Consider the following 17446-nt stretch of genomic DNA (forward strand, 5'->3'; position numbering starts at 1 on the left):
TTATCCTTATACTCAGAAACGAACCAGCGCCGAGCCCCAGGTGAACCCGCCACCAAACGCTTCCAGCAGGACAAGTTGCCCAGGCTTAATGCGTCCGTCGCGTACCGCTTCATCAAGCGCGCTGGGAACGGAAGCTGCGGAAGTGTTGCCATGGCGATCCAGCGTAACAACAACGCTATCCATCGACATGCCGAGCTTTTTCGCTGTCGCGCTGATGATACGCAAGTTAGCCTGATGCGGCACCAGCCAGTCCAGCTCGCTGCGCTCAAGATTATTGGCTGATAATGTTTCATCAACAATACGCGCCAGCTCTGTCACCGCAACTTTGAATACTTCGTTACCCGCCATCGTCAGATAGGTCGGGTTTTCCGGGTGTACACGATCAAGATTAGGCAGCGTCAGCAGCTCGCCGTAGCTCCCGTCTGCGTGCATATGTGTGGAGATGATGCCTGGCTCTTCGGAAGTGCCCAGCACAACAGCGCCTGCGCCATCACCAAACAGAATAATCGTACCGCGGTCATCTGGATCTAATGTCCGCGCGAGCGCATCAGAACCAATGACCAACGCATGTTTCACCGCACCAGATTTGACATACTGATCGGCGATGCTCAGCGCATAGGTGAAGCCCGCACAGGCAGCAGCAACGTCAAACGCCGGGCAACCTTTGATTTCCAGCATGTTCTGGATTTGGCAAGCGGCGCTAGGGAAGGCATGCGTTGCAGAAGTGGTAGCAACAATGATCAAGCCAATCTGATCGTTATCGATGCCCGCCATCTCAAGCGCACGCTTAGCGGCTTCATAGCCCATGGTCGAAACCGTTTCGTTTGCGGCGGCGATGCGGCGCTCACGGATCCCTGTACGGCTGACAATCCACTCGTCAGAGGTTTCCACCATTTTTTCTAAATCGGCGTTTGTCCGAACCTGCTCAGGCAGATAACTGCCGGTACCAATAATCTTCGTATACATGTACGCTCAGTCACTCTTGGGTAATATACACACGCTCTGGTTTTCGCCATCCGTTGCAGACGAAGACGAGTGTGCATACACAGATTCCAGGCGAGCGGCGATCCGTTGTGGAACCTGCCGCTGCACCGCCTGCACTGCCTGCTCAATTGCTACGCAAAATGCGCGCTGATTCGCCGCACCATGACTCTTAATCACAGTGCCGCGCAATCCTAACAGACAGGCGCCATTATACTGGTCGGGGTTGAGGTGACTGAATCGCCTTGTCAGGCTTTTTTGTAACCAACGCTTTAATAAAATCAGCCACCACGACCTTTTTTTTCCTTCACCTTGCGATTTCAGCAGTGAAAGAAACATTCTGACAACACCTTCCATTGTTTTTAATGTGACGTTTCCGGTAAAACCGTCACACACCAGCACATCCGTTTTGCCGGTCAATAATTCGTTCGCTTCAAGATAACCAATGTAGTTCATTGAGGACATGGAGCGTAATAATGCCGCAGCATCACGAATGCTATCGTGCCCTTTGGTCTCTTCTTCACCAATATTCAGTAGCGCCACTCTTGGGTTGGCAATACCGAGGATCTCTTCGGCCATCACCGCGCCCATCACGGCAAATTGCGCCAGCATCGTGCTGTCACAATCGACGTTTGCGCCCAGATCCAGCACAACGGTCTTGCCTTTCTGTTGATGAGGCAACACGGTCACCAGCGCCGGACGCTCAATTCCGTCAAGCGGTTTGAGCAGCATTTTCGCCAGGCCCATCAGTGCACCGGTGTTTCCCGCACTCACGCAGGCCTGGGAGCGACCTTCTTTGACCAACTCCAGCGCCATGCGCATAGAAGTACCACGGCTGCTACGAATAGCCTGCGCTGCGCGCGCATCACTGGCAATAACTGACTGGGCAGGAACAATAAGCAAGCGCGAGCGTTGCTCGAAATCAGCTTTGGCAAGTAATGGCGTGATAGCGTCGGGATCGCCGACTAAAAGAAGGTTGAGTTGAGAATTAGAGTTCAGTGCCTGCAAAGCTGCAGGCACTGTCACGGATGGGCCAAAATCTCCCCCCATGACATCTAACGCCAGGGTTAGACGTGTCAAGGTATCGTCGCAGCCTGGTTCGGTCTATCCCCGCTTACGCGGGGAAATCCTCACTAAGCTTCATCACGCTTGCGCGTGATTACTTAGTGATAACCTTGCGACCGCGGTAGAAACCGTCGGCGGTAATGTGGTGACGCAGGTGGGTTTCACCAGAAGTTTTGTCTACAGACAGGCTGGTGACTGCGGTCAGCGCGTCATGGGAACGACGCATACCACGTTTGGAACGGGTTGGTTTATTCTGTTGTACGGCCATGGACCTTACTCCTTAATTACTTACGCTTTAAGCTGGCTAATACGGCAAATGGATTTGGTTTCTGCGCTTCATCAGGCAGTTCCCCAAAGACCATGTCCGCCTCGGACACTTCACAGTGTTCAGAATCATGCACCGGAACTACCGGCAGGGAGAGAATGATTTCATCCTCGACCAGCGCCAGCAGATCGATTTCACCGAATTCGTTAACCTCAATCGGCTCATACGCTTCCGGCAGTGCTTCAGCCTGTTCGTCTGAACGCACAGGACTAAAACAATACGTGGTGTAAACCTGATGAGTGAACGGTTTCCCGCAACGCTGGCATTCGAGCGATACCGTTACCTTTGCATCGCCGGTTAAAACGGCAAGGCGCTGGTTGTCGATAACGAACGACATGGAGCATTCCACATCACTGTCTACGCTGACTACAGATTCAGCGACGCGCTCCGCCTGGTCGGGAGTATAGATACCCTCGTAATCAAGGCGTTTTTGAGCCGTGCGAACCGGATCAAGAGTCAGGGGTAATTTTACCTTTTGCATAGGGCGCGCATATTAACTTTGTAACGTCATAGAGTCAAAGAAAAAGGCAGCCTGCGGTTGCCTTTTGCCAATAATTCGCACACATTGCGGCCTACAGTTTAAAATGCCTGTCATTGTTAAGCCATATTTGGTGAAAAAAATATGTCGCAAATTATTCTCGCTTCCACTTCTCCCTACCGCCGCGCCCTGCTCGAAAAACTCGGTTTACCGTTCGAATGCACCGCGCCGCAGACAGACGAAACACCGCATGCAGGCGAAGCGCCTCGCCATTTAGTGCTCAGACTGGCGCAGGAAAAGGCGCAATCACTGGCGCAAAAATACCCTCAACATTTGATTATTGGTTCCGATCAGATGTGCGTGCTTGACGGTGAAATTACCGGCAAACCGCACACAGAAGAGAATGCCCGCCAGCAATTGATGAAAGCCAGCGGCAATATTGTGACGTTTTATACTGGCCTGGCGCTGTTTAATTCCGCAACCGGTCATTTGCAAACGGAATGTGAGCCTTTCGACGTCCATTTTCGCCGCTTAAGTGAACAGGAAATTGACGACTATGTCCGCAAAGAGCGCCCGTTGAACTGTGCCGGTAGTTTCAAAAGCGAAGGGCTGGGTATTGCGCTGTTTGAACGTCTTGAAGGACGCGACCCAAATACATTGGTAGGTCTGCCGCTGATCGCGCTGTGCCAGATGCTGCGGCGTGAACATTGTAACCCGTTGTTAAGCTAATGCTTTCGTGATCACAGTTTCTTTTTTAGTCAGACGTTACATTCATCACCAATATTAAAACGCCGTTTTAATTCAAGGAGAGGTGATGAAGATTTTACGTACGTTGCCACTAATGTTTGCACTGCTGACGTCCGGCAATGTGTATGCGCAAGATAAGTGGCAAACAGAGGGCGTCGTTGAAGGCAATCTTCCGGCAAGCTGGCAAACGCTGAAAGCGCAGATGCGTTATCCCGATTCGTGGTTATCAGGCAATTTTAAAGATTTCCACCAGTGGCAATCGCATAGCCGCCAGTTATTTCGCAGTGCCCTGCTCACCCCGGATGCCACTAAACCCTTTTCCCCTCACTCGATAGCCAAAGAAGATCGCGGTAACTACACCGCTGAAAAATTATCGCTGAACATTACGGATGATAACCGCATTTCCGCCCTGTTAATGATGCCGAAAACACCCGGCCCGCATCCTGCTATCGTTCTGTTGCACGATCATGGTTCGAAATTTGATATCGGCAAAGAGAAGCTGATCCGCCCGTGGGGTAACGCGGAACAACTCGCCAGTGCGCAAGCGTGGGCTGACAAATTCTTCAGCGGAAAATTCATTGGCGATGAACTGGCGAGCCGGGGTTATGCGGTTATCGCGATCGACAGCCCCGGATGGGGCGATCGTGGTCCGATGGTTTATGAGCAGCAACAAGCACTGGCCAGCAACTACTTCAATCTGGGACGCTCGCTGGCAGGCGAAGTAGCCTATGAAGATATGCGCACGGTCGATTTTATCGCCGCGCACGCCGGAGTGGACAGTAAACGCATTGGCGTGCTGGGGTTCTCAATGGGGGGTTTTCGCGCCTGGCAACTGGCGGCGTTGAGCGAAAAAGTCGCGGCTACAGCGGTTATTTCGTGGTTTGGAACCTATAACGGTTTGATGCAACCCGGCAATAACGTGCTCCGCGGTCAATCCGCGTTCTATATGTTGCATCCGGGGATGCCCGCCCGCATGGATATTCCGGATATCGCCAGTATCGCCGCGCCGAAGCCGATGCTGATATTCAGCGGCGGCAAAGACAAACTCTTCCCGGCAGAGGCGGTAAAAGACGCTTTCGACAAAGTACATCGGGTTTGGTCTTCGCAGCAGGCAGACGACAAACTGGTGACGAAAAGCTGGCCTGAGCTGGGACACGTCTTTTATCAGGAGCAGCAAAATGAAGTGTTTCCGTGGCTCGACAGATGGCTGAAGCCGTAAGCCAACCCCGTTTTTCCCCTCGCAGAGGCGAGGGGGAAGAGATTACTTAGCGTTGCGTAACACTTGCAGACAATGTTTGAGTGCATCATCAAGTGGCGCTTCTATACGCAATGTTTCGCCCGTATGGGGATGCGTGAACTTGAGTGCCGCAGCGTGCAGGAACAGTCGTGACAGCCCGGTTGGAGCCAGTTGCTTATCAAACTCGCGATCGCCATAGCGATCGTCAAAAGCAATCGGGTGGCCGGCATGCTGAGTATGTACGCGAATCTGATGCGTACGTCCGGTCACCGGGCTACAACGCACCAGGGTCGCGAATTCATAGCGCTCTTCAACTTTAAAACGCGTTTCTGAAGGTTTGCCTTCGCTGTTCACCCGCACTATCCGCTCGCCGCTCTGCAGAATATTTTTTAGCAAGGGTGCCTGTACCACTTTGACATGTGACTGCCACTGGCCGCGAACCAGCGCCAGATAATCCTTTTGCATATCTTTACCGCGCAACTGCTCATGCAGCGAACGCAGCGCGGAACGTTTTTTTGCCACCAGCAAAACGCCGGAGGTGTCACGATCTAAACGGTGAACCAGCTCAAGGAAACGGGCTTCCGGGCGCAATGCGCGCAAACCTTCAATCACGCCAAAGCTCAGCCCGCTACCGCCATGAACCGCCGTGCCCGACGGCTTATTCAGCACCAGGATATGATCATCTTCATAGAGAATCACGTCGCTTAGCTGGGCAACTTTTTGCAAATGCGGAGAAACCGCCTCTTCTTCTTTTTCTGCCACGCGTACCGGCGGAATGCGGATTTCATCCCCCGCTTCCAGTTTATATTCCGGTTTTACGCGTTTTTTATTCACCCGCACTTCGCCCTTTCGCAGGATGCGGTAAATCATGCTTTTAGGTACCCCTTTGAGCTGGGTACGCAAAAAATTATCGATACGTTGCCCCGCTTCATCGGCGGTAATAGCAACAAATTTTACGGATGGTGTCTCAGTTTTCATGGGAGGCGATTCTAAATAGCCACGCTGAATAGCGCCACTCATTTTTCTATGCTTATATTTACAATTGACTCGGTAACTTTGTTTTACACAGTTGATTCGGCGGTTATTAAACCAATCTCCGGGCAAAGGTGAAAAAACTGTGAGTAACCGGGTGATAAATGGTAAAAGTCAGCTTGCTATAACAGGGTTCGCAAGGAATAATGTTGCGGTTTTCCGTGTTGAATCTTGTTAAAACAAGTAAATGAGCGGAATGACCAGTTTTGCCTGTCCGATCATACACGCAGCAATGGCGTAAGACGTATTGAACTTTCAGGCAGTTAGCGGGCTGCGGGTTGCAGTCCTTACCGGTAGATGGAATCTTCTCTGGAGAGTTTTTCCCAGGCTGTTCCCCTGATAATTGCGCTGTGTTTTCCACAGGAAACACAGGCAACCGACACACTGCGCCTCTTTAGCGAGCGACAACCGTGAGGTTGGCGACGCAAATAGTCTCGAGGCCATCGGTTCTCCCCCGGAAAGGCGTTATCTTGCCCGCAGCTTAGTCGTCAATGTAAGAATAATGAGTAAGTTACGATGAAAAGAATGTTAATCAACGCAACTCAGCAAGAAGAGTTGCGTGTCGCACTTGTTGATGGACAACGCCTGTACGACCTGGATATCGAAAGCCCGGGACACGAGCAGAAAAAAGCGAACATCTACAAAGGTAAAATCACCCGCATTGAACCCAGCCTTGAAGCCGCATTCGTTGATTACGGTGCCGAGCGTCACGGTTTCCTCCCCCTCAAAGAGATCGCCCGCGAATACTTCCCAGCTAATTACAACGCTCATGGACGTCCGAACATCAAAGACGTACTGCGTGAAGGCCAGGAAGTTATCGTTCAGATTGATAAAGAAGAGCGCGGCAACAAAGGCGCAGCACTCACCACTTTTATCAGCCTGGCGGGCAGCTACCTGGTGCTGATGCCAAACAACCCGCGTGCGGGCGGCATTTCTCGCCGTATTGAAGGCGACGATCGCACCGAGCTGAAAGAAGCACTCTCCAGCCTGGAATTACCGGATGGTATGGGTCTTATCGTACGCACCGCAGGCGTGGGCAAATCCGCCGAAGCGCTGCAGTGGGATTTGAGCTTCCGTCTGAAACACTGGGAAGCTATCCAGAAAGCCGCTGAAAGCCGCCCTGCTCCGTTCCTGATCCATCAGGAAAGCAATGTAATTGTGCGCGCCTTCCGTGACTATCTGCGCCAGGATATCGGCGAAATTCTTATCGATAACCCGAAAGTGCTTGAGCTGGCTCGCCAGCATATCGCTGCGCTGGGTCGTCCGGATTTCAGCAGCAAAATTAAACTGTACACCGGGGAAATCCCGCTGTTCAGCCATTACCAGATTGAGTCGCAGATTGAATCCGCTTTCCAGCGTGAAGTCCGTCTGCCGTCCGGTGGTTCTATCGTTATTGACTCCACCGAAGCGCTGACCGCCATCGATATCAACTCCGCTCGCGCAACGCGCGGTGGCGATATTGAAGAGACTGCCTTTAACACGAACCTGGAAGCGGCAGATGAGATCGCTCGCCAGTTGCGTCTGCGTGACCTGGGTGGCCTGATCGTTATCGACTTTATTGATATGACGCCGGTGCGCCACCAGCGCGCGGTGGAAAACCGTCTGCGTGAAGCGGTGCGTCAGGATCGTGCGCGTATTCAGATTAGCCATATTTCCCGCTTCGGTCTGCTGGAGATGTCCCGCCAGCGTCTGAGCCCGTCGCTGGGCGAGTCCAGCCATCATGTCTGCCCGCGTTGTAGCGGCACCGGCACCATTCGTGATAACGAATCCCTGTCGCTGTCGATTCTCCGTCTGATTGAAGAAGAAGCGCTGAAAGAAAACACCCAGGAAGTGCATGCGATTGTACCGGTTCCGGTCGCGTCATACCTGTTAAACGAAAAGCGCGCCGCGGTAAGCGCTATCGAAGCCCGCCAGGGCGGCGTCCGCTGCGTGATCGTGCCAAACGACCAGATGGAAACGCCGCACTACTCCGTGCTGCGTGTGCGTAAAGGCGAAGAGACGCCAACGCTGAGCTATCTGCTGCCGAAACTGCATGAAGAAGAGATGGCCCTGCCGTCTGAAGAAGAGCACGCCGAACGTAAGTTACCTGAACAGCCTGCGTTGGCTACCTTCGTTATGCCGGACGTTCCGCCAGCACCACAAGCGCCAGCCGCAGCAGCAAGCCAGGCGCAACCTGCCGCAAAACCAGTTGCTGCCCCAGGCTTGCTGGGTCGTTTCGTCTCTGCACTGAAAGGCTTGTTCGCAGGCGAAGCCGCGCCAGCACCGGTTGAAGTGAAAGAAGAGAAGAAAGACGAGAAGCAAGAGCGTCAGCAGGATCGCCGTAAATCACGCCAGGGCAACCGTCGCGATCGTAATGATCGCCGTGACAATCGCAGCGAAGGCAACGAAGCGCGCGAAAACCGTGATAACCGCGAAGGTCGCGAAGATAATCGCCGTAACCGCCGTGAGAAATCACAGCAAAACGCCGAAGCCCGTGAATCTCGCCAGCCAGTCGCTGTTGATGAAACAGAAAAAGCAAAATCTCGTGACGAGCAGCAGCAACCTCGCCGTGAGCGCAACCGTCGCCGTAACGATGATAAACGCCAGGCGCAGCAGGATGTCAAAGAGCTGAACCGCGATGAGCAACCTGCTCAGGAAACTGAACAGGAAGAGCGCGTACAGGTCATGCCGCGTCGTAAACAGCGTCAACTCAGCCAGAAAGTCCGTATTGGCGGTGACAACAACGTAGAAAACCGCGTTGAAGAAACCACTGTCCAGGACACCGCAGCGCAAAACACGCAGCTGGCGAAAGTCGACCTGCCAGCGGTGGTTGAAACCGCGCCGGTACAGGAACAGGATGAAAACGCTGAAGCACGCGAAAACGCGATGCCGCGCCGTTCACGCCGTTCCCCGCGCCACCTGCGTGTGAGTGGTCAGCGTCGCCGTCGCTACCGTGATGAACGTTACCCGCTGCAATCTCCAATGCCGTTGACCGTAGCCTGTGCCTCACCGGAAATGGCGTCCGGTAAAGTGTGGATCCGTTATCCGGTACCGCGCGCGCAGGAAGAGCAGCAGACTCAGGAACTGGCCGTTGAAAACAACGCCGCCCCAGAGCAGGATATCGCTCCGGCTATGGCTGAAGCGCAACTGGTTGCGCATCCGCAAGCGGAAGTTGTTGAGCCGCAGGCGACGGTTGAAAATGCCGAGCCGGTAGTCGTTGAACCGCAAGCCGCTGTTGAAGAGCCGCAGACGGTTGCCGTTGAAACCACCCACCCGGAAGTGATCGACACGCCGGTGGATGAACAACCGCAGCTGATTGCTGAGGAAGATCGTCCAGTTGCGCAGGAAGTGGCAGAAGAAGCCGAACCCGCGCAGCAGGAAGTCGCACCGGTAGCAGAAACGCCAGCCCCTGAAGCTGTACAGGACGCGTCCGAAGAAGCGGCTGCGCCAGTTGCTGCCGAGCCGGTGAAAGCGCCGGTGGTAGCGCAGGTTGCTCCCGCAGCTAAAAAAGTGGCTACCGCGCCAATGACCAAAGCGCCAGCGCCTGCCTATGTGCCGGAAGCGCCGCGTCACAGTGACTGGGTACGCCCGAACTTCGTCTTCGAAGGTAAAGGTTCTGCGGGTGGTCACAGCGCCACACACGCGGCGACCGCTCCGGCGACGAAACCGCCAGCTGCTGAGTAATTCCCTGGCAGTGAAAAGCCGACCCCCGGGTCGGCTTTTTTTATGCCTGTCGCACCGGATGACGCATACCGCCAAGCCCCGGCATCACTTCACGCATCAGTTGTAAAAATTTCCGCAACCGCGCGGGATAATAGCGCGCCCACGGATAAACCAGATGAACCGGCAGCGGCGCGGCCTGCCACTGCGGCAACAGCTCTACCAGCTTGCCACTGCGCAACTCCTCTTCCACCGCCCAACTGGAAATCAGCGTCACGCCAAGCCCGCCAATGGCGGTATTGCGGGCCGCATACAGGCTGTCGGTATAAAGCCGGGGTGCAATCGCCACCTGCTCCGTATCGCCACTTTGCAGATGACTAAGATGAATTTCATGCTGGTAGAACGTGCTGAGCGCAATCCACGGCAGCGCGGAGAGCTGCTGCGGTGTGTCGACAGCGGGAAAACGCGCCAGCAACGCGGGTGACGCCACGATAGATCGGGGTACTTCTGCCAGCAGTACCGATACCGTTGCCGGATCCACTTCTGCGCCAACGCGAATGGCGCAATCAATATTGGCACTGAGAAAATCGACATTCTTGTCATTGAGCATCCATTCAACAGAGAGTTGCTGGTGACGTTCAAGAAACTGAGTCAGCGGACCGAGCAGTTGCTCCTGACCAAAGGCATGCGGGGCACGTACGCGCAAAATACCTACCGGCTCGTCGTCAGACTGGCTCAGTTCATCTTCCAGCGCCACCCAGGCATCCGCAACGCGCTTTGCATGCTGATAGCAGCGTTCACCATCATCCGTCAGCTTCATCGCATGAGTGGTGCGCAAGAGCAGCTTGACGCCAAGCAGCGACTCCAGCGACTGCAACCGGCGGCTGACCGTCGCCTGCGTCGTCTCCAGCTGGCGCGCCGCCGCCGACAGCGACCCGGCCTCCACGATACGGATATACGTCCGCATCAAATCCACCCTATCTATACGCTCTTGCCGTTTCATTATTATTTTACCTATACGTTTCACGTATAACCGTTTTACCACTCCGCTGGCTACCGCGCCATGCGCTGCTGCGTAAAAATGGCCTCACTTCGTTATTTACACCTAACGTTCCTGGGGAACCTGCTATGAACCGTCATTCTCTTTCGTCCGATGTTGTTGGCTGGGTCATTTTTGCCCTCGCGCTCGGCGCCGGATTCAGCGTCGCGGCTATCTATTATTCACAACCGCTGCTGCCATTAATGGGCAGCGACCTGCACTTAACCGTCAACGGTATGGGGCTGGTGCCGACACTCACACAGGCCGGTTATGCGCTGGGTATTTTGTTCCTGCTGCCGCTGGGCGACCGCCACGACCGCCGCCGTCTGATCCTGGTTAAAAGTGCTGCACTGGCGCTGCTGTTACTGGCCTGTAGCCTGACCAGCCATCTGCCTTCATTACTGGTCGTCAGCCTGTTACTGGGCATGGCCGCAACAATGGCGCAGGATATTGTCCCGGCGGCAGCAATTCTCGCGCCGGAAGGCAAACAGGGGAAAATGGTCGGCACGGTAATGACCGGTTTACTGCTCGGGATCCTGCTTTCCCGTACCGTCAGCGGCTTTGTCGGCGCGGCATTCGGCTGGCGTATCATGTATCAGCTTGCCGCAGTCAGCATTGCGTTGATTGGCGTGCTGATGTGGTCGGTGCTGCCGCGTTTCGCAACCCACTCCACCCTGAGCTACCCGGCGCTGATGAAATCAATGGCGCACCTGTGGCAACGCTATCCGGCACTGCGCCGCGCCGCTTTCGCCCAGGGTTTTTTATCCATCGCTTTTAGCGCTTTCTGGTCAACCCTTGCGCTAATGCTGCTGGAAAAATATCAATTAGGCAGCGCAGTAGCGGGTACGTTCGGCATCGCCGGTGCGGCGGGTGCATTAGCGGCACCGCTGGCGGGTGGTCTGGCGGATAAAGTCGGCGCGGAAAAAGTCACACAATTAGGCGCGGGTCTGGTGACAATTTCCTTCGCCCTGATGTTTCTGCTGCCGGTACTGCCGCCGCATGGTCAACTGGCACTGATTGCGCTCTCTGCTGTGGGCTTCGACCTGGGTCTGCAATCCAGTCTGGTTGCTCACCAGAACCTGGTGTACGGTCTTGAACCGCAAGCGCGTGGTCGTCTGAATGCGCTGTTGTTTACCGGGGTGTTCATAGGTATGGCGCTGGGCTCTGCGCTGGGCAGCAAACTGTACTCCGTCGCGTCCTGGCAGGGTGTGGTGGTGCTGGCAACGGTTTCCGGTCTGGTTGCTCTGCTGATCCGTCTGTTCGACGCCCGTCAACTCCAGCAAGCGGCGCAGAAAGCGTAGGATAAAAAAAAGCCCGCTCCGGGGTGATGGAGCGGGCATACCGAACATGCCCAGTTTCAAGACATGCTCAAAATGAAAACATTACTTATTCATCTGGAACAGCGACAGACCCTGCATATCGGTGAACGCTTTGTAGGACGCTTGCAGCGCGGCTTGTTGCATGGTGTAAGACGAAATCACCGAGTTCCAGTCCACGTCAATCAAATCACTCTTCTGCTGTTTCAGCGCGACAGTACGGTCATCGCCCAGCGCGTCAAGAGTGTCCAGTTCGTTCAACTGCGTACCCAGTTCAGCACGGACAGTCGACACGTTGTTCAGGGAGTTCCCCAGACCACGGCTGGTTTTATCCACCACCGCCTGTGCCGCCGCCTTGGCGGTTTCATCGCCTGCTACCGGGGTTTTCAGTGCGGTAATCGCCGTATCGAGCATTTTGAACAGATCGGTTTCCGATGTGCCCGGCAGGCCGGTAGCCGGATCAACCGGTTCTGGCGTAGCGTTGCTGCTGATATGGTTGAAAACTTCAGTGCCCGTATGTGCAATAACCATGGTACGCGAGGCGTCAACCTGCTGGGAAATCGCCTGGTTACCACCGCTATATGTGCCCGTGGCATCATACGGCGCGCTTTCCGTTTTATAGCCGCCAAAGATATAGCGACCGTTACCATCGGTACTGTTCGCCAGGTTCAGCAGCTGATCGCGGTAGCCCTGCAACTCGGTTGCCAGAGAAGCGCGGTCATCATCACTCAGCGAACCGTTGCCCGCTTTAACAATGGTGCCTTGTGCGCCAGTGATCGCGGTCGTCACCTGCTGCAATACGCTCTCTTCCAGCGACACTTTCTGCTTGGCAAAAGTACGCGCCGTCTCGTACTGGGTGTTTTGCGCCTGTGCCTGCGAAATCACCACGGCCTGCGAAGCGGCAATCGGATCGTCCGACGGGCGGTTAACTTTCTGCCCGGTCGCCATTTGCTCGCCGTAACCCAACCACGCGCTCTGCGAGTTGGTCACGCCGCGCATGCTTTGTTCGTACATCATTTGAGTACTGATACGCATTTTTCACCCCTTACTTAGCGAATGCCGAGCAGCGCATCAAACAGCGTGCTTGCAGTTTGTAAAACCTGAGCGTTCGCCAGGTAATATTGTTGATAACGCTGCAGGTTACCGTACTCTTCATCAAGGTTAACCCCGGAGATCGACTGCTGCTGCTTGGTCAACTGCGTCACCACGTTCGTCTGCGTGGTGGAGCTGGTTTTCAGCGTCGAGGTTTTGTTACCCACATCGCTGACCAGCGTGGCATACGCATCGTTAAACGTTTTGTTGCCGCCGACGACTTTCGCGCTTTGCAGATTCAGCATCGCCTGGCCGTTGCGGTTATCGCTCGCACCTGAACCGGCGACGGAAGCCATGGCGATTTTCGACTCATCGGTAATCGCCACGCTCATATTCACAATCGCATTGCTCACCGGACGAACGGTAAAGCTGTCGTTGGCTTTCGGGCCAGTGGTGGCGTTGATGCTAACTTTCAGACCGTCGAAATTCAGCGTGCCATCGGAGGGATCTGGCGTCACGGTGGTCGTGGTATTGTTGGACAGTCGGGTGACTTTCCAGTTTGTCCCATCGTAGGCCACTTTATAATCCGTCGCCTGCACCGCCGAGCTGTCGCTGACCGCTGCGGTCAGTACTGCATCACCGGTGTTTTTGGAATTACTGGTGGTTGATGGCGCGCCAATGGTAAAGAACTGGCCACCCTGAGTACCATCCGCATCGAAACCCTGTTCATGTTGTTTGTTGAACGCATCAGCAAACGACAGCGCCAGTTGTCCAAGCGTATTACGCGCCTGGTCAAGATCCTGCGAACGGAACGACAGCAAACCGCCCAGCGAACCGGTGGTGATCAGTTTTTCCGGGATCTCAATATTGCCTGCGGTTTTGTCAACATACGCCACGGCCGTACGTGCCGGATCGGCGCTGGACTGGACGGCCGCCAACTGGCGCGCATCGCTGCCCTGCACCAGAGAGTAGCCATCACCCATGCTGATGTTGTAGGTGTTGCCATCCTGGACGCTGACTTCAACACCGACAATTTTGTTCAGTTCGCTAACCAGCTGGTCGCGCTGATCGAGCAGGTCGTTCGGGGAAGCCCCACCACCTACCGCGGTCAGACGCGAAATTTGATCGTTAAGTTTGGCAATCTGCGTGGAGTAGTTGTTGATCTGATCAACGCTTGAAGAGATAGACAGGTTTACCTGTTTATCCTGGTCGCGCAGGTACTGGTCGGCCACTTTGAACTGGTTAACCAGACCGTCCGCTTTACCCAGCATTGCCTGACGGGATGACGGGTCAGAAGCGTTACTTACCAGTGTTTGCAGGCTGGAAAAGAAGCTCTGCAGGCTGGTCGACAGCGAGTTAGTAGTATCCGACAGTACATCGTCAATTTTTGACATCTGCTGGTAACGCGTGGTCAAACCGCTGTTCTGGTTTTCCGCTGCACGCAGCTGATTAGTAATAAAGGCGTCATACTCACGCTGAACACCGGTAACGAGTACACCGTTACCCACCCAGCCGCCACCGGTCAGGGTACTGTTGCCCGAGGTGAGCACCGTCGTCTGACGGGTATAACCCGCTACGTTATAACTGGCAATGTTATTACTTGCGGTATTAAGCGCGGCCTGGGCTGCGTTGAGCCCACTCATGGCGCTGTTAATCAAACTGGACATGGAGGTTCCTTATACACTTTCAGACATGAGTCCTGTTGACGATTATCGGCAACCCAGGGCAAAACTTGAGATATTTCAGAACAGATTTTGGATATCCGTGCTGTAGGCTTTACTGACCTTTTCACCCATCGATTTAAGCTGTTGGATCATGCTGGTCAGCTTACGGGCGTAGTTAGGATCGGTCGCATAACCGGCGTTCTGCAACGCCTGCGCGCCCTGCTCTGCCGTCGCAGCAGTGGTCACCGCCGAGTAACGTTTATTACGCGTCAGCATGCCCACATAATCGGAGAGCGCTTCAAGGTACGAGCTGTAAACACGGAATTTGGCTTTCACCTTCACCGCTTCGCCGTTTTCATATTCGGTCGTCGTGATTTCCGTGGTCGGCCCTTTCCAGCCAGGCGTGGCTTTAACACCAAAAATGTTAAAGCTCGGCTCACCGTTTTCACGCGTGATCTGGCGCTGGCCCCAGCCGGATTCCAGCGCGGCCTGCGCGAGGATCAGATGGTGCGGAACGCCGCTCTGCTCACTGGCAAGACGCGCCGGCAGTGAAAGCTGGGCAAGGAAGTCTTTGCTGTCACCGGTTAACGGCTCGTCGCCATCTTCCGGCACTTTTGGCATCGCTTTGCGCACCAGTTGTGTCAGCGCCTGGTTTTGATAGGACGTCACAGTTTCCAGCGGGAACTTCATCGGCACCTGCTGCATCTGATCGGCAGGCTCAACAGGTGCCTGATCGCCCGCCATCTGCTTAACCATCATATCGGCCAGACCAAGGCCTTTGCCCGCGGTCATCTGTTGTGCAATTTGCTGGTCATACATGCTGGTGTACAGCCGCGTTGAATCACTGCTGAAAATACCGTCTTTCGGTAATGCTTCGCGCATGCTTTTCAGCATCATCTGCACGAACATCCCTTCCATCTGGCGGGCCACCGGGCGCAGGTTCGCGCCAGGATCCTGCCGTGTTTGCGCCTTCAGTTCATTCAGTGATTGCGCGTCCCATGCCGCGCTTGTCAACAACCGGCTGTCAGTCAACATTAGATGATCTCCAGTTTCGCACGCAGGCAGCCTGCGCTTTGCATCGCCTGAAGGATGGACATCAGCTCCATCGGGGAAGCACCGAGCGCGTTAAGCGCACGGACCACGCTGTTCAGGTTGGCGCTGGAACGGACGCTTTGCAGCGAACCGCCGCTCTGGCGCAAATCAATTTGTGTTTGCGGTGTCACCACCGTCTGACCGCCGCCGAATGGCGTATTCGGCTGGCTCACGTTGGCCTGCTGATTCACCGTCACTGAAAGGTTACCCTGTGCGACAGCACAGTTATCCAGCGCCACTTCGCGGTTCATCACCACCGAGCCGGTACGCGAGTTGATAATGACTTTCGCATCCTGCTGCGTAACGCCGACTTCCATATTCTGGATATCGGCCAGCAAACGGACTTGCGAGCTGCCGCCGTTAGAAACGCGGATCTGCACGGTACGCGCATCCAGCGCGGTGGCGCTGCCGTAACCACGGTTACGGTTGATGGTGTCGGCAATCTGCTGCGCCATGCTGAAATCTTCCTGGTTCAGTTGCAGGTTAATGGTGTTGCCTGCGCCAAACTGGGTCGGCAATTCACGCTCGATGACCGCACCGTTAGTGATACGCCCACCGTTAAGCTGGTTAACCTGCACACTGCTGCCGCCTGCGGAAGCACCTGCACCGCCGACCAGAATGTTACCCTGTGCCAGCGCATAAACCTGGCTGTCAACGCCCTTCAGCGGCGTCATCAGCAGCGTACCGCCGCGCAGGCTTTTTGCGTTACCCATTGAGGAGACCACCACATCGATGGTCTGCCCCTGGCGTGCAAACGCCGGGAACTGCGCGGTGACCATCACCGCCGCCACGTTTTTCAGCTGCATGTTGGTGCCAGCAGGAACCGTGATCCCCATCTGCGACAACATGTTGTTTAAGGTTTGGGTGGTAAATGGCGTCTGGGTCGTCTGGTCACCTGTACCATCGAGCCCCACGACCAGGCCATAACCAATTAAGGAGTTTTCACGTACGCCCTGTACACTGGTGAGATCCCGGATACGGTCAGCCTGGGCGAAGGTCGCCACCAGCGCTAACACGATACCAGTCAAATACTTAAACATAATTCACCCCGGTTACATCGGCGATAAGTTGAGGAAGAAACGTTGCAGCCAGCCCATGTTCTGCGCTTCGTTGATGTAGCCGTTGCCGACATACTCGATGCGCGCGTCCGCCACCTGTGTGGAAGGAACCGTGTTGCTGCCGCTGATGGTGCGTGGGTTCACGACACCCGAGAAGCGGATGAATTCAGTGCCCTGGTTGATGGCTATCTGTTTTTCACCCACCACATGTAAATTGCCATTGATCAGCACCTGATCGACCGTCACGGTCAGCGTGCCGCTAAAGGTATTGCTGGCATTGGCGCCACCTTTGCCGTTAAAGGTATTTCCACCGGAAGCAGAGAGATCGGCACGGGCATTACCAAACAGCCCTTCCAGGTAGCGCGGCGTGGTGTCCATGCCGAAACTGGCCTTGCTATCACGGCTGGCATTTGCCGACGAGCTCTTACTGGCACTGACGTTCTCTTGCAGTACGATCGTCAATGTATCGCCCACGTTACGCGGACGGCGGTCTTCAAACAGTGGCTGATAGCCGTAGTTTATCGGCTGCGCAGTCTGATAAATCGATCCATTTACCATCGGCACCGGTCCCGGTACTGGTTGAGCGGTGGTCGCCCCCTGAACCAACGGCGTTGATGGAACCCAGGCACATCCCGTCAGGGTTAATGCCACTAAAGCCATAATCGGATAGCTGCGCACGGCGTATTTTTGCATTGCATTCATCTTCGAAATCAGGGTTCCGGTGCGGCAGTTACCGCACCG

Annotated in this window: 15 protein-coding genes; 4 read left to right on the forward strand and 11 right to left on the reverse strand. The window is 54.9% G+C overall.

Annotated elements, in window-relative coordinates; all coding sequences use genetic code 11:
* Window positions 1-12: 12 nt before the first annotated feature.
* The 4 genes from M8Q36_RS20635 to yceD form a co-directional block, all read right to left on the reverse strand.
* Window positions 13-966: a beta-ketoacyl-ACP synthase III gene (locus M8Q36_RS20635; RefSeq protein WP_249882191.1), complete on the reverse strand. Its 954-nt coding sequence runs from the start codon at window positions 964-966 to the stop codon at window positions 13-15.
* 6 nt (window positions 967-972) lie between these two features.
* Window positions 973-2061: a phosphate acyltransferase PlsX gene (gene plsX / locus M8Q36_RS20640; RefSeq protein WP_249882192.1), complete on the reverse strand. Its 1089-nt coding sequence runs from the start codon at window positions 2059-2061 to the stop codon at window positions 973-975.
* 79 nt (window positions 2062-2140) lie between these two features.
* The gene (gene rpmF, locus M8Q36_RS20645; RefSeq protein WP_007374494.1) at window positions 2141-2314 is read right to left on the reverse strand and encodes a 50S ribosomal protein L32; all 174 of its coding nucleotides are present in this window, start codon (window positions 2312-2314) and stop codon (window positions 2141-2143) included.
* 16 nt (window positions 2315-2330) lie between these two features.
* Window positions 2331-2852 (reverse strand): 23S rRNA accumulation protein YceD, encoded by a 522-nt coding sequence (gene yceD / locus M8Q36_RS20650; RefSeq protein ID WP_065368743.1) that lies wholly within the window; start codon window positions 2850-2852, stop codon window positions 2331-2333.
* Between the two features lie 141 nt (window positions 2853-2993).
* Between yceD and M8Q36_RS20655 the strand changes: the two genes are divergently transcribed.
* Complete coding sequence (locus tag M8Q36_RS20655) at window positions 2994-3578, forward strand: Maf family protein (protein ID WP_249882193.1); 585 nt, start codon at window positions 2994-2996, stop codon at window positions 3576-3578.
* An 85-nt stretch (window positions 3579-3663) separates the two neighbouring features.
* Window positions 3664-4815 (forward strand): dienelactone hydrolase family protein, encoded by a 1152-nt coding sequence (locus M8Q36_RS20660; protein WP_249882194.1) that lies wholly within the window; start codon window positions 3664-3666, stop codon window positions 4813-4815.
* 42 nt (window positions 4816-4857) lie between these two features.
* On the opposite strand, the gene rluC is transcribed toward M8Q36_RS20660, so the two are convergent.
* Window positions 4858-5811, reverse strand: a complete 954-nt coding sequence (gene rluC / locus M8Q36_RS20665) for a 23S rRNA pseudouridine(955/2504/2580) synthase RluC (protein ID WP_249882195.1) — start codon at window positions 5809-5811, stop codon at window positions 4858-4860.
* Window positions 5812-6381: 570 nt separating this feature from the next.
* Here rluC and rne point away from each other — a divergent pair.
* The gene (gene rne, locus M8Q36_RS20670; protein ID WP_249882196.1) at window positions 6382-9528 is read left to right on the forward strand and encodes a ribonuclease E; all 3147 of its coding nucleotides are present in this window, start codon (window positions 6382-6384) and stop codon (window positions 9526-9528) included.
* A 40-nt stretch (window positions 9529-9568) separates the two neighbouring features.
* Here the strand turns inward: rne and M8Q36_RS20675 are convergent, their stop codons facing one another.
* Window positions 9569-10471, reverse strand: coding sequence for a LysR family transcriptional regulator (locus tag M8Q36_RS20675; protein ID WP_502825483.1), 903 nt, complete (start codon window positions 10469-10471; stop codon window positions 9569-9571).
* Between the two features lie 161 nt (window positions 10472-10632).
* Here M8Q36_RS20675 and M8Q36_RS20680 point away from each other — a divergent pair, with 161 nt between their 5' ends.
* The gene (locus tag M8Q36_RS20680; RefSeq protein ID WP_249882198.1) at window positions 10633-11844 is read left to right on the forward strand and encodes an MFS transporter; all 1212 of its coding nucleotides are present in this window, start codon (window positions 10633-10635) and stop codon (window positions 11842-11844) included.
* An 81-nt stretch (window positions 11845-11925) separates the two neighbouring features.
* Here M8Q36_RS20680 and flgL read toward each other — a convergent pair whose 3' ends face one another.
* The 5 genes from flgL to flgH form a co-directional block, all read right to left on the reverse strand.
* Complete coding sequence (gene flgL, locus M8Q36_RS20685) at window positions 11926-12894, reverse strand: flagellar hook-associated protein FlgL (RefSeq protein ID WP_131411755.1); 969 nt, start codon at window positions 12892-12894, stop codon at window positions 11926-11928.
* 14 nt (window positions 12895-12908) lie between these two features.
* Window positions 12909-14558 carry a flagellar hook-associated protein FlgK gene (gene flgK / locus M8Q36_RS20690; RefSeq protein WP_249882199.1) on the reverse strand — a complete coding sequence of 550 codons (1650 nt, stop codon included), beginning with the start codon at window positions 14556-14558 and terminating at the stop codon, window positions 12909-12911.
* A 75-nt stretch (window positions 14559-14633) separates the two neighbouring features.
* Window positions 14634-15590 (reverse strand): flagellar assembly peptidoglycan hydrolase FlgJ, encoded by a 957-nt coding sequence (gene flgJ, locus M8Q36_RS20695; protein ID WP_200552849.1) that lies wholly within the window; start codon window positions 15588-15590, stop codon window positions 14634-14636.
* Window positions 15590-16687 carry a flagellar basal body P-ring protein FlgI gene (locus M8Q36_RS20700; protein ID WP_249882200.1) on the reverse strand — a complete coding sequence of 366 codons (1098 nt, stop codon included), beginning with the start codon at window positions 16685-16687 and terminating at the stop codon, window positions 15590-15592. Before M8Q36_RS20700 ends, flgJ begins: the two co-directional genes overlap by 1 nt.
* A gap of 12 nt (window positions 16688-16699) precedes the next feature.
* Complete coding sequence (flgH, locus tag M8Q36_RS20705; protein ID WP_020457435.1) at window positions 16700-17398, reverse strand: flagellar basal body L-ring protein FlgH; 699 nt, start codon at window positions 17396-17398, stop codon at window positions 16700-16702.
* Between the last annotated feature and the right edge of the window lie 48 nt (window positions 17399-17446).

Origin of the sequence: Kosakonia sp. R1.Fl, from assembly GCF_023516815.1 — a bacterium.
Lineage (GTDB): Bacteria > Pseudomonadota > Gammaproteobacteria > Enterobacterales > Enterobacteriaceae > Kosakonia.

Coding starts and splice junctions, on each gene's coding strand:
- M8Q36_RS20635 (WP_249882191.1), bottom strand. CDS start 966: ATGTATACGAAGATTATTGGTACCGGCAGTTATCTGCCTGAGCAGGTT.
- rpmF (WP_007374494.1), bottom strand. CDS start 2,314: ATGGCCGTACAACAGAATAAACCAACCCGTTCCAAACGTGGTATGCGT.
- yceD (WP_065368743.1), bottom strand. CDS start 2,852: ATGCAAAAGGTAAAATTACCCCTGACTCTTGATCCGGTTCGCACGGCT.
- M8Q36_RS20655 (WP_249882193.1), top strand. CDS start 2,994: ATGTCGCAAATTATTCTCGCTTCCACTTCTCCCTACCGCCGCGCCCTG.
- M8Q36_RS20660 (WP_249882194.1), top strand. CDS start 3,664: ATGAAGATTTTACGTACGTTGCCACTAATGTTTGCACTGCTGACGTCC.
- rluC (WP_249882195.1), bottom strand. CDS start 5,811: ATGAAAACTGAGACACCATCCGTAAAATTTGTTGCTATTACCGCCGAT.
- rne (WP_249882196.1), top strand. CDS start 6,382: ATGAAAAGAATGTTAATCAACGCAACTCAGCAAGAAGAGTTGCGTGTC.
- M8Q36_RS20675 (WP_502825483.1), bottom strand. CDS start 10,471: ATGCGGACGTATATCCGTATCGTGGAGGCCGGGTCGCTGTCGGCGGCG.
- M8Q36_RS20680 (WP_249882198.1), top strand. CDS start 10,633: ATGAACCGTCATTCTCTTTCGTCCGATGTTGTTGGCTGGGTCATTTTT.
- flgL (WP_131411755.1), bottom strand. CDS start 12,894: ATGCGTATCAGTACTCAAATGATGTACGAACAAAGCATGCGCGGCGTG.
- flgK (WP_249882199.1), bottom strand. CDS start 14,558: ATGTCCAGTTTGATTAACAGCGCCATGAGTGGGCTCAACGCAGCCCAG.
- flgJ (WP_200552849.1), bottom strand. CDS start 15,590: ATGTTGACTGACAGCCGGTTGTTGACAAGCGCGGCATGGGACGCGCAA.
- M8Q36_RS20700 (WP_249882200.1), bottom strand. CDS start 16,687: ATGTTTAAGTATTTGACTGGTATCGTGTTAGCGCTGGTGGCGACCTTC.
- flgH (WP_020457435.1), bottom strand. CDS start 17,398: ATGCAAAAATACGCCGTGCGCAGCTATCCGATTATGGCTTTAGTGGCA.